This window comes from Achromobacter sp. 46006, assembly GCF_059761975.1.
This window is the reverse complement of record NZ_JCBANN010000027.1, coordinates 1-13,746: the sequence shown is the minus strand read 5'-3', so window position 1 is coordinate 13,746 and position 13,746 is coordinate 1. Positions and strand designations below refer to the sequence as shown.

Genomic DNA, 13,746 nt, shown 5'->3' with positions numbered 1-13,746 from the left:
CCTACAGGGCGGTCTGGCGGGCCACGGCGCGCCAGGCAAAAAGCAGGCTCAGCAGCAGCGCGGCGCCCAGCATCAACAGGCTCAGGCGCGCCTGGTGCAAGGCCCAGCCGGCCGCGGGCGGCTGGTACTTGAAGGGTGGCACGCGCGCCCACAGCGACGGGCTGGCCTGATATGAGAAATGCTGGTGTTCCAGCGTGTCGGCGTGCGCCACCAAGTCGGCGCTGACGATGTCCTGGATCACGCGGCGCTGCTGTTCGGCGGCGGTGGTGAAGTCGCGGTGGTGGGCGAAGTCGGTGCCGGCCATGGCGGCCGACAGCGCGCGCACCGCCAGCAGCGGCATCAGCCAGCCGGCCGCTTCCTGCACGGCCTGCTGCCGCTCCCAGGTGTCCCACAGGCGGCCGAAATGGCGGTCGTAGACGGCATAGCTGGATTGGTCGTCGAGCTTGAGCGCCAGGCCCCATTTGTTCAGCGGCACGTCGCGGCTCCAGCGTTCGGTGGTGCCGAAGGCCTGCATCCAGACGCGGTCGGAGGTGGCCTTGAGGTCGTCCTGCAGCGCCTGGTTGAATTCCAGGCGCGTCGGGCTGGGATACAGGCCGCGCGACAGTTCGGCCATGACGCGCGGCGCGATCACGGTATTGGCGATCCACAGCGCCAGCAGCACGGTGATCGCCACGCGCGACGAGCGCGCGGCCGCCGACACGCCCAACGTCACGAAGATGAAGGCCGCCAGGTACAGCGCATAGCCGCCCGCCAGCACGGCGAAGCGCCACAGCGCATCGGCCCGCCCGCCGGCCAGCCACACCGCCGCGATGGCGGCCAGGGCGGCCGGCGCCAACAGCAGGCCCAGGCTCATGGCCAGCGCCGTGGCCTTGCCCCACAGCAGGCGCCAGGGCGCCACGCCCAGGCTCAGCGTCTGGCGCAGGATGCCTTGTTCGCGTTCGCCGGAAAAGGCGTTGAAGCCCAGCACGATCACCAGCAATGGCCCCAGCGCCTGCAGAATCCACGCCGCCGACAGGTCGCCGAAGCGTTGCAGGCCGGTGGCGTCCTGCGCCGGGCGGAACTTGACCTCGCTCTGCCGGTGCGCCTGCAGCCACACCGTGCTGCCGATATACGGATTGATGCCGGGGTCCAGCAGCGCCAGCGTGGTGTCGGGCTTGAAGACGTGCATGCCCTGGTGCGCGGCGTCGTGCGGGTGGCGCGCGCCCTGGCGCAGCCAGTCGCTGTAGTCGGTGTTCTGGGCGGCGGCCTGTTCGGCCCGCGCTTCCCGCTGATGCAGGTAGCCGACGGCCAGGGCCGTCAGCAACAGCACCGCGACGATGCCGCCGGCCCAGTAGAGCCGGCCGTCGCGCAGGCGTTCGCGCAGATCCTTGAGAGCGATCAGGAGGATCATGCCTCTGTCCTCATGTGCGCCAGGTACAAGGCCTGCAGGTCAAGGTCGCCGAGCTGGCGGGCGTCCAGGTTTTCGATCAGGCGCCCGCGTTTCATGATGCCGACGCGGGTGGCGGTCTGGCGCGCATGGAACAGGTCGTGCGTGGTGGCGAGAATGGCGACGCCGCGCTCGGCGGCGCGTTGCAGCAGGCGCGTGAATTCGGCGGCGGCGGACGGGTCCAGGCCGGAGGTGGGTTCGTCCAGCAGCAGCGCGCGCGCATCCTTGGCCAGCGCGACGGCGATCCATACTTTCTGCCGCATGCCCTTGGAATAGGCGGAAACGCGCTTGTCGGCCGCGGCCGGATCGAGGCCGACCTCGGCCAGCAGTTCCAACAGGCGCGCGCGCGGCGGTGCTTCGCCCAGGGCCAGCGCGGCGAAGTAGCGCAGGTTTTCCAGCCCGCTGAGCGTGCCGTACAGGTTCACCTGCTCGGGGATGTAGGCCACGTGGCGCTTGCTGGCCAGCGGTTCGCGCGCCACATCCAAACCGTGGATCAGGGCCTGGCCGCCGTCTGGCGCGATGAAGTTCAGGAACAGGTTGATGGTGGTGGTCTTGCCGGCGCCATTGGCGCCCAGCAGGCAATAGATTTCGCCCGGCTCGATGCGCAGGTCCAGCGGGTGGAGCGCGATCTGGTCGCCGTAGCGTTTGGTCAGGCCGATGGCTTCGAGCACTGCGAGTCCTTCTTCGTCCGAAGATGCCGGAAATTCAAGGGGAGGGGGCAGGGAGTGGAGGGCGCCAAGGAAGGGCCTCCGGACCTGTTGGGAATGACTATCGTTAGATATGATATAACATAACGTGATTATATCGCCATCCCTCGCGCGGAACTCTGGCAAAAACGACGATCCAAAGCAGAAGGGCGCCCACGTGGGCGCCCTTCGTCATTGCGGCAGCGGTGCTTGCCGGTCAGGCCTCGATCCGCTCCACCTTGCCCACCAGCAGGATGTACGACAGCGCGCCCAGCAGCGCCAGCGACGACACGTACACGATGGCCGGCGCGAAACTGTCCTTCGACACCAGGAAACCGATCACGATCGGCGTGCAGATCGACGACAGGTTGCCGACGAAGTTGAACACCCCGCCGGTCAGCCCCAGCAGCCGCACCGGCGCCAGCGCCGACACCAGCGACCAGGTGATCGACGCCAGGCCATTGCCGAAGAACGCCACCGCCAGGAAGAAAATCACCCACGGCGTCGAGTCGGTGAAGTTGGCGCCGATCATCGAGGTCGAGATCAGCAGCCCCAGGATGATCGGTAGCTTGCGCGCCAGGCCCACGGTGGCGCCGCGGCGGATCAGGAAGTCCGACAGCACGCCCGAGCACAGCACGCCGATGAACGCCGCCAGGAACGGCACCGATGCCAGGAAGCCCGACTTGATGAAGTCCATGCCGCGGTACTTCACCAGATAGGTGGGGAACCACGTCAGGAAGAACCACAGCGTCGAGGTCAGGCAGAACTGGCCCAGGTACACGCCCCACAGCTTGCGCTGGCTCATCACCAGGCCCAGGTCGTTCCAGTTGAAGGGGGCCTTCTTCTCGGTCACACGCTTGTCCAGGTCCACGACGCCGCCGCCTTTCTGGATCAGCTCGATTTCGGCCGCGTTGGCGCCCTTGAACTGACGCGGTTCACGGTAGATCAGGTACCACAGCACGCCCCAGACGATGCCCAGCAGGCCGGTGCTGACGAACACCATGTGCCAGCCGTAGTGATGCTGCAGCCAGGCCAGCACCGGCGTCAGGAATGCCAGGCCGACGAACTGGCCCGAGGTGTAGAAGCCGATGGCGGTGGCGCGTTCCTTTTCCGGGAACCAGGTCGTGACGACGCGGTTGTTGATCGGATAGGCGGGCGCTTCCAGCGCGCCCACGGCCAGGCGCAACACGAACAGGATCACGAAGCTGCCGGCAAAGCCCATGAAGAACGTCGCCGCCGACCACAGGATCAGCGCGGCCGCGTACAGCACGCGCGGCGACACGCGGTCCACCAGCCAGCCGCCGGGGATCTGCATGGCGGCGTAGGTCCAGCCGAAGGCCGACAGGATCAGCCCTTCGTGCACCGTGTCCAGGCCGAATTCGTCCTTGAGCGCGGGCGCGGCGATCGACAGGTTGCTGCGGTCCAGGTAGTTGATGACGACGGTGATGAACAGCATCACCATGATGAGATAGCGGCTGCGCGTCGGCCGTTGGGCGTCTTGCAGGCCCGGGTGGGTGGCGGTGGTCAAGGGGGGCTCCTCTTTCGCTTTTTTCTACCGGCCTACCACTCGGCGAAGCTGCCGTCGGCGTGGCGCCAGATGGGATTGCGCCAGCGGTGGCCCACCGCCGCGCGTTCTTTCACGTATTCCTCGTTGACCTCGATGCCCAGGCCGGGGCCCTGCGGAATCGCGACCATGCCGTTCTCGTAGGCGAACACCTCGCGGTTGCTGACGTAGTCCAGCAGGTCGTTGGCGGCGTTGTAGTGGATGCCCAGGCTCTGTTCCTGGATGAAGGCGTTGTAGCAACCGGCGTCGATCTGCAGGCAAGTGGCCAGCGCGATCGGGCCCAGCGGGCAGTGCAGCGCCAGCGCCACGTCGTAGGCCTCGGCCATGGCGGCGATCTTGCGCGTTTCGGTGATGCCGCCGGCGTGCGACGGATCGGGCTGGATGATGTCGACGTAGCCGTCGGCCAGCACGCGCTTGAAGTCCCAGCGCGAGAACAGGCGCTCGCCCAGCGCGATCGGCGTGGACGTCAGCGGCGCCAGTTCCTTCAGCGCCTCGTAATGCTCGCTCAGCACCGGCTCTTCGATGAACATCAGCTTGAACGGGTCCAGCTCTTTCATCAGCACCTTGGCCATGGGCTTGTGCACGCGGCCATGGAAGTCCACGCCGATGCCGACGTTGGGGCCGACCGCGTCGCGCACGGCGGCCACGTTCTCCAGGCACTTCTCGACCTTGTCGAACGAATCGATGTACTGCAGTTCCTCGGTGCCGTTCATCTTGACGGCGGTGAAGCCGCGCTCGACCGCGCCCTTGGCGGCCGCGGCGGTGTCGGCCGGTCGGTCGCCGCCAATCCATGAATACACGCGGATGCGGTCGCGCACGTTGCCGCCCAGCAGTTGCGACACCGGCACGCCCAGGTCCTTGCCCTTGATGTCCCACAGCGCCTGGTCGATGCCGGCCAGCGCGCTCATGTGGATGGCGCCGCCGCGGTAGAAGCCGCCGCGGTACAGCACGGTCCAGTGGTCCTCGATGTTGCGCGGGTCCTTGCCGACCAGGTAGTCCGACAGTTCCTCGACGGCGGCGGCTACCGAGTGGGCGCGGCCTTCCACCACCGGTTCACCCCAGCCGACGATGCCGGCGTCGGTCTCGATCTTCAAGAAGCACCACCGCGGCGGCACGATGTAGGTAGTGAGCTTGGTGATCTTCATGCTTGGGTCTCCTGGGCGGGATAGGCGCGTTGCCAGGCGGCGATGAAAGCGCGCGCGTTCTGGCCGACTTCGGTGGCCGACAGGCCGGGTTTGTACAAGGCGGAGCCCAGGCCGAAGCCGCTGGCGCCCGCCTGGGCGTAGGTGGAAAGGTTGTCGGGCGTGATGCCGCCCACCGGCACCAGCGCGATCGGTGGGCGCATCACCGCGCGCCAGGCCTTGAGCACGGCCGGGCCGAGCTGTTCGGCGGGGAACATCTTGAGCACGTCGGCGCCGGCGGCCAGCGCGGCGAAGGCTTCGGTCGGCGTGGCCACGCCGGGGCACGAGGCCAGGCCGGCGGCCTTGGCCGCGCGCACCACGGCCAGGTCGCTGTGCGGCATGACGATCAGTTCGCCGCCGGCGTCCTTGATGCGGGCCACGTCATCGGGGTTCAGCACCGTGCCGGCGCCCACCAGGCAGTCGGCTGGCAGCGCGTCGCGCATGGCGCGGATGCTCGCCAGCGGTTCCGGCGAATTCAGCGGCACCTCGATCAGGCGAAAGCCCGCCTCGTACAGCGCTTGCGCGACGGGCACGGCCTCGGCGGGCGTGATGCCGCGCAGGATGGCGATCAGGCCGCAGTGGGCCATGGCGGTTTGCAGTCCGGTATGGGTCATGGTGTGGTCTCGGAAGAAGGGGCGGCGGGCACCAGTCCGGCGCAAACCGCCAGGTGCCACAGGCCGCGCTCGGTGGCGCGTTGCGCCAGTTGCGGCGTGCCCAGGCCGTAGTGCCGCAGTGCCATGATGTAGCGCTGGCACAGCGCGTCGTCGCCGCACAGCACGATGCGCGGCAGATCTCCTTGCAGGTGCAGCATGTCGGCCAGCGCGGCAATCTCATGGCCGATCAACAGGCCCGACAGGTAGTCGGCCTGTGACACGCCGGCCAACTGACCGGTCAGCCCCAGCGCGCGGGTGCTGAAGATGGTCGACAGTACGCCGGCGCGGCCGGCCGGCACGCCGGCGACCTTCAGGCCGCGCTCGAACGCCGCCAGGTCGGCGGCCGGCGCCTCGATCATGGTGCGGCCCAGGATGGTGTGGCCGCGCAGCGCGGCGTAGACCTCGCCGGTCATGAAGGTATCGAAATGCGTGACCTGGCCGCGGCGCGCGTTGACCCATTTGGAATGGGTGCCCGGCAGGCCGATCAGCACGTTGTCGGCGCAATCGCCGGCCTGGCCGGACAGCACGCCGAACACCTGGGTCTCTTCGCCGCGCATCACATTGGGCAGGCCGTGGCGCTGGATCAGGCCCGGCACGATGTGCACCGGCGTCGCGCCGCTGCGCTCGACGCGCGTGAGCAGCGTGCCGATGCGCGCCAGGTCGACCGGCACGTCCAGGTAGGCGGCTTCCTGCCAGCCCTGGGCGCTGCCGACCATGCCGCAGGCGATCACGGGCAGGTGGGGCTCGGCTCGCAGCCAGTCGCCGCAGGCTTGCTCGAACGCCAGTTCGAAACCCGATTGGCCGCTCGGGGTGGCGGCGCCGTCCTGCAAGGGCTGCGGCAGGCGCATGATGCCCCACGGCAAGTGGCGGGTATCCAGGGTGCGGCCGACGCCATCGAGGCGGTAGGCGCGCAGCGAAGAGGTGCCCCAGTCCAGCGCTATCAAGGCCGCGCGGGCAGGTAATCCGGTTGTCATCAGAATCTGTCTCGTCTCGGGCCGGCGGCGCTGCGGGCGAGGGCGCGCGGGGCGACGTTCGCGGGATGCAGGGACTGGCCGGCCTTGTTGTCGTCAGCCCGCGACCGCGCCGGGAAGGCGGCTGACGGGCTGCGAAAAATTCTAGATCAGCGCTTGAAAAATCTCAAAATATAGAATTAAATCCCATATATAGGGAATTGCAGTGACTGAAAAAGCTCCGCATGCCGCTGCCTTGCGCAGCCAATCCGGCCGCTTGCCCTTGCCGCTGCCTCGTAATACCGCTTGCCTTGCCCTCCCGCCGGTCTTCGCCGCCCGGTCCACGTTTCGATTCACACTCCTTCCTCATGCCCGATTCCTCGCCCGCCTCTCCCGCCTACGATCCCGACGCCGCGGCGCCCGCCGGCACGCAGACCCTGATGCGCGGGCTGGGCGTGATCCAGGCCGTCGCCTCCGGCGCGCGCGACCTCAAGGACATCTGCGCCCACATCGGCGTGGCGCGCAGCACCACGCACAGGCTCGCCAGTTGCCTGGTGCAGGAGCGCTACCTGCGCTCGCTGGCCGGGGTCGGCTACGTGCTGGGCCCCAAGCTGATCGAACTCGGCTTCCAGGCCCGCGAAGCCTTTCCCATGGCAACGCTGGCGCGGCCATACCTGGATAGCCTGGCGGCCGAGACCGGCGACACCATCCACCTGGCGGTGCGCGACAACGACGAAGTGCTGTACCTGGAAAAAATCCCCGGCAAGAAGGGGCTGGAGATGCGTTCGCGCGTCGGCCACCGTATGCCGCTGGCCGCCACCGGCGTGGGCAAGGCGCTACTGCTCGACGCCGAAGAGCCGCAATGGAAGGCGATGCATCGCATTGGCGCGCCGGTGTCCTCGCGCGCGCCCGGCGGCCGCCAGACCTGGGAAGCGTTCCGCGACCGCATGCGCGACTACGCCGCCCATGGCTACGCCTTCGACCTGGAAGACAACGAACCGTCGATCCGTTGCGTGGCGGCGCCGGTGCGTGACGCATCCAGCGGCATCGTCGCCGCCATCAGCGTGTCCAGCACCGTGCCGTACATGTCCCTGGAGCGCATGCGGGACATGGTCGATGTGGTCAAGGACGCGGCGGCGCGCATTTCGGCGGAACTGGGCTGGAAGGTGCAGGGCGGGCCCGCCAAGGCGCGCGACGCCGGCAAGTAACGCGGCGTCCAGGCGAAGAATTGGGCGATCTCGGCACGTGGCGCGGGCCGTTCGCCCGCAACGCCGGTCTCGGCCAAATCTCCGACCAGTCCTCATGCCACCGCCGCCGGAAGCGCGCCCTATCGGTGCTAGTCTCTTGCTCAATCATCAATGACGCTCATCACGACTGAGTAGACTCCCGGCGACGAGCAAGTGGCGCCCCAACCCGATGTCGAGCGCCTGTATGCCGCCCATGCCGAGCGGCTGCGCCGTTACCTGTTCCTGAAGACCGGCGAAGCCGAACTCAGCGCCGATCTGGTGCAGGACTGCTTCGCCCGGCTCCTGGCCCATCAGGAAGACATCCCGCCGGGCGACAGCGCGCTGGCCTACCTCTACGCCATCGTCAATCGCCTGCTCATCGACCATCGCCGCAATCACCATCAATCCCGCACCGAATTGGCGGCGGACGATCTGCTGGAAGGCGTGCGCGATCCGCGCGCCGCGCCTGACGTGCATGCGCACGTGCGCCGGCAACTGGCGCGTCTGGCCGCGACGCTGGCCGAACTGCCGCCGCGCACGCGGCAGATTTTCAGGCTCTGCCGCGTCGAGGGCCTGAGCCATGCAGAGGCCGCGCGCTATCTGGATATCTCGCCCAGTTCGGTGCAGAAGCACCTGGCCATGGCGCTTGAACTGATGCGTGAACGTCTGGGGCGCGATCCGTGAACCCGCGCAATGAATACGCGCCTCGGGCACTTTTTTTACTGTCTTTCGCGTCTGGGCCGTTAATCCTCGCATGAAGATCCCATCATGTATTCACCGCGAACGACGCCTGCGCCGCCAGGCCAGCCTGTGGGCCGTGCGCCTGGAGGCTGGCGCACTCACCCCGGTTGAACAACGCCGCCTCGAACATTGGCTGGCGCGTGACGCGCGCCACGGTCCGGCCCTGGCCGATGCCGAAATGACCTGGGCCCTGGCCGGCGCCTGCCGCGATGCGCCGTCGCTTGCGCAGCCGGCGCCGCGGGCACGGCGCAGCCCCTGGCGTGCCTGTGCCGCCGCATGGCGCAGAGCGTATCCAATGGCGCCCCGCCGGCGCGCGTTTGCGCTGGCATGCGCGGCTTTGGTCGTCGCCGGCACGATCAATGGGCCGGACCTCATCGAACCCTGGTTGGCCGACTATCGCAACGATGCCGGCGAAATCCGCTCCCTTGCGTTGCCAGATGGCAGCCGCGTATTGCTGGGCAGCAACAGCGCGCTCGATGTGGAATACGACGCCTCGACCCGCCGGGTGCGCCTGCTGCGCGGCGAAGCGGTGTTCTCGCCGGCGCCTACGGGGGCGGCAGAGCCGCGCAGGTTCGTGGTGGAAAGCGCGGGCGCCAGCATGACCGCGCTGGGCACGCGCTACGCCGTGCGGCGCCAGGACGCCGGCCACGGCTGGGTGGGCGTATTGCAGCATCGTGTCGCGCTCTTGATGGATCGCCCGCCCACCGCGGGCATTGCACACACGACGCTGACGGCGGGCGACAGCGCCACCTTCAGCCACGCCGCCGGCATCGCGCGCAGCCCCGTCGCGCCCGCACGCGGGGCCGCCTGGGCCGACGGCTATCTCATCTTCGACGGCGAACCCCTGCAGCAGGTCCTGCGGCGCATCGGCGATTTCCGGCGGGGCCAGTTGATCCTGGCGAACCGCGCCGCGGCGCACAGACCGGTGCATGCGCTGTTCCACCTGGATAACCTCGACGGCGCGCTGGCCACGCTCTGTAGCGAGCTGCGGCTTGCGCGGCTGCGGCTGCCAGGGGTGACGGTGCTGTACTGAAAAGCGTCGATTTCTTGAGTGTCGAGTTCGGCTTTACAAAGCCTGGTTGGTAAAGCGGAAAAACAAACGCTGATTTGTATTCGACACCCTTTCGCGTGCCGACCGCACGATCCAATCGCGGTGCGCGCGCCGCCAGCGTCGGGCCCCGAGTAAGACGAAGTCAGGACGTACCCGCACCGCCCTCCCTCTGGGAACTGCCTTTTTCGAACTTTTTTTACTGAACTTCGATTCTCAAACGTTAATGGTAATGATGCGCGTTTGCATCAGAGACAACCAGAGACGAAAGTGAAGAGAAGACAGGTGACGTTCCGTATTGTGAGTCGGATGCTGGCCGCGGGCGCGTTGGCGCTACCGTGCGTGTCCATGGCGCAAACCCAGGAGCGTGCCGCGGGCATGGCGGAGCCCGCCGATCGGCAGGACGATGAACGTCAGCGGACGTTCGTTTTCGACATCCCGGCTCAAGCGATGGCGCAGGCCGTGCTGGCATTCGCGCGTCAGGCTGGCGTTGACCTGTACATGAACGACGTCGATTTGTCGGCCTACACCAGCGTCGCCCTCAAGGGCAGCTTCAGCATCGAGACCGGCCTGACCCGGTTGCTGGGAAACAGTCCTATCGGCTACCGCTATCGCCGGACTGCGGGCGCTGTCCGACCGAACGTGCAACTGGTCGACAACGGTCCCGGCGCGCGTGCGCGGGTGTACTCGATGGCGCCCGTTGTGGTGCGCGGCAACGATGTCAACGAGCGCGTCTATCAGGCCCCCCGCGCCGTCAGCATCGTCACGCGCGAAGAAATGGACCGCGTGCCGGTGCGCCACGCCGCCGAACTCATCCAGGACACCCCCGGCGTCGCCAGCGCCGTCAACCGCCAGAACCCTGGCCTGTCGATCAACATCCGCGGCATGCAGGACTTCGGCCGCGTCAACATGATGATCGACGGCATGCGCCAGGATTTCGTGCAGAACGGACACATGCAGCGCAACGGAGAAATGTATGTCGATTCGGAACTCCTGTCCGAGGCCGTGGTGGAGCGAGGCGTGGTGCATGGGGTGCATGGCACCGGCGCGATGGCGGGGAGCGTGGATTTTCGGACGCTGGATTTCGGGGATGTACTGCGCGAGGGTAGGGAAATCGGTCTGAAACTGCGCGGCACGTCCGGGATGGGATATCAGGGGAACGGCGTCAATTTCATCGGCAGCGCGGCGGGCGCGGCGCGCGCAGGCGAGAACCTGGAAGTGATGGCGGCGGTGTCGCGGCGGTCTATTGGGGATTATCGGATTGGCGCATATGGCGGCGCTTCAGGCCAGAACTCGGTCTGGGTGACTGACAGCGAGGGCAGGGGCATCGGCAAAGTCGAATACAACGATGTGAAGTTTGCCGCCCAGGAACAGGACTCCAGCCTGTTCAAGGCGCGCTGGAAATTGAATGACGCCTCGTCCCTGCAATTCAGCTATGTCGGCACGCAAGTGGGTTATTCCTACACCATGGACGCCAATCTCGCTGTGCAGGAGAGCGGCACCGCCTGGCGCAAGCTGGGCTCTTCCAACGCGCAATCCAACAGCTTCGCGCTGGACTACAAGCTCAAACCGGCCGACAACCCGTGGCTGGACTTGAACGTAAAGCTCTATGCCGTCGATACCCGCATCAAGAACCACACGACACCGAATTATCCGAAATCCGCCGCATTTGGCTCGGTCACCGATCCAGCGCTGATCCGCGAGAACATCAACACCGAGTACTGGAACAGCGCCGGCACCGGCACGTGCGACAACACCAAGACCAAGTTCTCGTCTTATGCGAAGGACATCTGTTCACAGTACGGATTCGATCGGGACAGCCGCCTGCGCACCCAAACCACTGGCTTTCAACTGGACAACACGTCGCGGTTCACGGTGGGAGAGAATGCGCTACTCAGCGCCAACTACGGCATCGAGTACTTCACGGATCGCACCACCTCTACCCAGCGCTGGCACGTCGAGGGGCGTGAGGTCCAGCCCTTCGGCCTGGATGGCAAGGACGCGCTCAATCCGCGAGGCCGCCGCAGCATGGGCAGTCTCTTCGCCGAGCTAAAGCTGGAAGACGATTTCTATACGATCTCCGCGAGCCTGCGCTATGAGCGCTACCAGGCCAAGGGCAGGACTCAGACGCCGGGTACGACGCGGATTTACCAAAGCACCGTGGATAAGGTTGAGCAGTCGGCGTGCGCACAGGCGGCTGGCGGCACGAATCTGACGCGCGACGAAAACTACAGAGAGATTTATAGGGAAGGCTGCCGCATCGCGCGGACCGGCGACCTGGCGGCCTTGAAAGCGTGGTGGGACGCCGATCCGGCCTACCTTTTCTACTCTCTTGAAAGGAAGATCGACCCTAGCGGCAAGGTGACGTGGGTACGTACGGGCAAGACCTCAGTGGAGCACCTCAGCAGCATTGGCGGTCACAAGCGCGAACTAGAAACTGCCTATCCATCCCGATGGCTGGAGGACCAGCCTGCCCTATACGATTACGACGTCGACCGTAGCGCCGGCAAGCTGCTGCCGGCGCTGTCCGCCGCCATCCGCCCCGCCCGCTGGCTGGAGTTGTATGGCAGTTGGGGAAAATCCTGGCGTCCCCCGGCCATCAATGAACTGCTGATGGTCGGCAGCCATCCCACGCAGGGATTCGCCACGATCCTGCCCAATCCCCTGTTGGATGTCGAGACCTCCCAAACCTGGGAGGTGGGCGTCAACACCATATTCAAGGATGTCGCGCTGGATGACGACAATTTGTCGCTCAAGGTCGGATATTTCGACACGCGAGCCGACAACTATATGTTCTCCTCGATGGATGTGGTGCAGCCTGGCGCTGGACTGGAAAGGCTCCCCCTGCCGGGGCTGACCGCCTTCGTCAACAATCGCACCCGCACCCAGTTCCGCGGGTTGGAGCTGGAAGGGCGCTATGACGCCGGCTGGCTCTACGGTGGCGTGAGCTACACGCATTACCTGGGTGGCGCCAACAAGTTCTGCGAAGACCTGTACTTCCTGGGGTCGGGGCCCAACAAATATGACCAGCCCAATGCGGACGGCAGCTACCCGTCTCAGCATAACGACGCCGTTGCACTGGGGTATGACTCCTGGCGGGAGTGGGCCGACGCCCAGGTCGAGTGCGGCAATTTCGTCTTCAACAGCGCCATCGCCAAGCCGGTCGACAAGGGCATGGTCCAAATCGGCGTGCGGCTGCTGGAGCGCAAGCTGGATACCGGTGTGCGCTTCAACTACAGCGGTGAAGGTTGGTACAACCGCGACGCCGGCGGCTCCCAAGTCTGGTTCAAGTACACCACTTGGGATTGGTACGCCAGCTACCAGGCCAACGCCAACGTCAAGCTGATGGCCTCGGTCGAGAACCTGACCAACCGCATGTATGTGGAAGGGTATTCCGACGCCCTGGCTCGTACCTTCGCACCAGGCCGCGCGGTGACGCTGGGGATGGAGGTGCGCTTTTAACACAGGAATCGTTGCGGGTCCGCTCATCGCGACCCGCGCAAGGAACATGCGTTGTCGCATGTACGGCGTTCGCAGGCTGCGACGCCGGCCTCGCCGGGTAGGCTGTTCCCGGTGCAATCTTTACCTATAGGAAATTTCAACCATGACTGCTTTCATCAGCTATATCGATGACCACCTCAGCGCTGCAACGATGGAGGGCTCGCTCATGGACATGCTGCTTGCGTTCCAGAGCACGGGTGTGGAAGGCGAACACACCAACATGCCGAATTCGGGAGGCTTCTTCGGCGGCAACATGTTCAACGGCACCGAGTACGCCTACACCAGCAAAGCGGTCCCCAACTATGCCTTCGTGGCCGAGGGAAACATACATTACTTCTTCCCCCCGTTCAGCGGCCACGCGGGTGATGGCCCGACCGCGCATACGGTATGGGGCGAGTTGGACTCGATCACGCTGGGTGCCGGCGTGGACAAGGCAGGTCACATGGTGGACCCGCTGATTACGTTCACGTTCGATGGACCGATTTTCGGCGACGTTGCTGAAGGGCGAGGTAACGACGTGCACGACATTATCTGGGGTTTGATGAACGGTCACGTCGATGGTATTGACGACACCAAGGCTGGTGTTGATACCCATGGTGGTCTGCTCGCGGCCTTGGGGAACGAACTCGTTACTCACTCCGTCGCTGATTTGGTGGCCCACAATTTCGCCACCGAAACCGACCTCGCCCTGGCGGCATAACCCTTCCGTGAGTTTCCCCGCGGCGTCTCGGCCACGCGGGGCCACGGTCGCGGCGGGCCTATCCCCGCCG

Annotated in this window: 11 protein-coding genes; 5 read left to right on the top strand and 6 right to left on the bottom strand. The window is 66.1% G+C overall.

Annotated elements, in window-relative coordinates:
• Position 1 precedes the first annotated feature (1 nt).
• The 6 genes from AC6LKG_RS14655 to AC6LKG_RS14630 form a co-directional block, all read right to left on the bottom strand.
• Entirely contained in the window at positions 2–1,390 is a 1,389-nt protein-coding gene (locus AC6LKG_RS14655; RefSeq protein ID WP_498165394.1) for an ABC transporter permease subunit, read from the bottom strand.
• Complete coding sequence (locus tag AC6LKG_RS14650; RefSeq protein ID WP_498165392.1) at positions 1,387–2,097, bottom strand: ABC transporter ATP-binding protein; 711 nt, start codon at positions 2,095–2,097, stop codon at positions 1,387–1,389. The genes AC6LKG_RS14655 and AC6LKG_RS14650 overlap by 4 nt, the downstream gene beginning before the upstream one ends.
• Before the next feature lie 232 nt (positions 2,098–2,329).
• Positions 2,330–3,640 (bottom strand): MFS transporter, encoded by a 1,311-nt coding sequence (locus AC6LKG_RS14645; protein ID WP_498165391.1) that lies wholly within the window; start codon positions 3,638–3,640, stop codon positions 2,330–2,332.
• A gap of 32 nt (positions 3,641–3,672) precedes the next feature.
• The gene (gene dgoD / locus AC6LKG_RS14640; RefSeq protein WP_498165389.1) at positions 3,673–4,821 is read right to left on the bottom strand and encodes a galactonate dehydratase; all 1,149 of its coding nucleotides are present in this window, start codon (positions 4,819–4,821) and stop codon (positions 3,673–3,675) included.
• Entirely contained in the window at positions 4,818–5,471 is a 654-nt protein-coding gene (locus AC6LKG_RS14635) for a 2-dehydro-3-deoxy-6-phosphogalactonate aldolase (protein ID WP_049076405.1), read from the bottom strand. The genes dgoD and AC6LKG_RS14635 overlap by 4 nt, the downstream gene beginning before the upstream one ends.
• Complete coding sequence (locus tag AC6LKG_RS14630; protein WP_498165387.1) at positions 5,468–6,484, bottom strand: 2-dehydro-3-deoxygalactonokinase; 1,017 nt, start codon at positions 6,482–6,484, stop codon at positions 5,468–5,470. The genes AC6LKG_RS14635 and AC6LKG_RS14630 overlap by 4 nt, the downstream gene beginning before the upstream one ends.
• A gap of 344 nt (positions 6,485–6,828) precedes the next feature.
• Here AC6LKG_RS14630 and AC6LKG_RS14625 point away from each other — a divergent pair, with 344 nt between their 5' ends.
• From AC6LKG_RS14625 to AC6LKG_RS14605, 5 genes are all read left to right on the top strand, one after another.
• Positions 6,829–7,668 carry an IclR family transcriptional regulator gene (locus AC6LKG_RS14625; RefSeq protein ID WP_498165386.1) on the top strand — a complete coding sequence of 280 codons (840 nt, stop codon included), beginning with the start codon at positions 6,829–6,831 and terminating at the stop codon, positions 7,666–7,668.
• Positions 7,669–7,860: 192 nt separating this feature from the next.
• Positions 7,861–8,370, top strand: a complete 510-nt coding sequence (locus tag AC6LKG_RS14620; protein WP_498165384.1) for an RNA polymerase sigma factor — start codon at positions 7,861–7,863, stop codon at positions 8,368–8,370.
• 70 nt (positions 8,371–8,440) lie between these two features.
• A complete protein-coding gene (locus tag AC6LKG_RS14615; protein WP_498165383.1) occupies positions 8,441–9,460 on the top strand; it encodes a FecR family protein in 1,020 nt (339 codons plus the stop codon).
• Positions 9,461–9,760: 300 nt separating this feature from the next.
• Entirely contained in the window at positions 9,761–12,937 is a 3,177-nt protein-coding gene (locus tag AC6LKG_RS14610) for a TonB-dependent hemoglobin/transferrin/lactoferrin family receptor (protein ID WP_498165381.1), read from the top strand.
• 142 nt (positions 12,938–13,079) lie between these two features.
• Positions 13,080–13,676, top strand: coding sequence for a heme acquisition protein HasA (locus tag AC6LKG_RS14605; protein WP_498165379.1), 597 nt, complete (start codon positions 13,080–13,082; stop codon positions 13,674–13,676).
• Positions 13,677–13,746 lie beyond the last annotated feature (70 nt).

Excerpts from the sequence above, each read along its gene's own strand:
- dgoD (WP_498165389.1), bottom strand. The coding sequence starts at position 4,821 with ATGAAGATCACCAAGCTCACTACCTACATCGTGCCGCCGCGGTGGTGC.
- AC6LKG_RS14630 (WP_498165387.1), bottom strand. The coding sequence starts at position 6,484 with ATGACAACCGGATTACCTGCCCGCGCGGCCTTGATAGCGCTGGACTGG.
- AC6LKG_RS14625 (WP_498165386.1), top strand. The coding sequence starts at position 6,829 with ATGCCCGATTCCTCGCCCGCCTCTCCCGCCTACGATCCCGACGCCGCG.
- AC6LKG_RS14605 (WP_498165379.1), top strand. The coding sequence starts at position 13,080 with ATGACTGCTTTCATCAGCTATATCGATGACCACCTCAGCGCTGCAACG.
- AC6LKG_RS14635 (WP_049076405.1), bottom strand. The coding sequence starts at position 5,471 with ATGACCCATACCGGACTGCAAACCGCCATGGCCCACTGCGGCCTGATC.
- AC6LKG_RS14655 (WP_498165394.1), bottom strand. The coding sequence starts at position 1,390 with ATGATCCTCCTGATCGCTCTCAAGGATCTGCGCGAACGCCTGCGCGAC.
- AC6LKG_RS14615 (WP_498165383.1), top strand. The coding sequence starts at position 8,441 with ATGAAGATCCCATCATGTATTCACCGCGAACGACGCCTGCGCCGCCAG.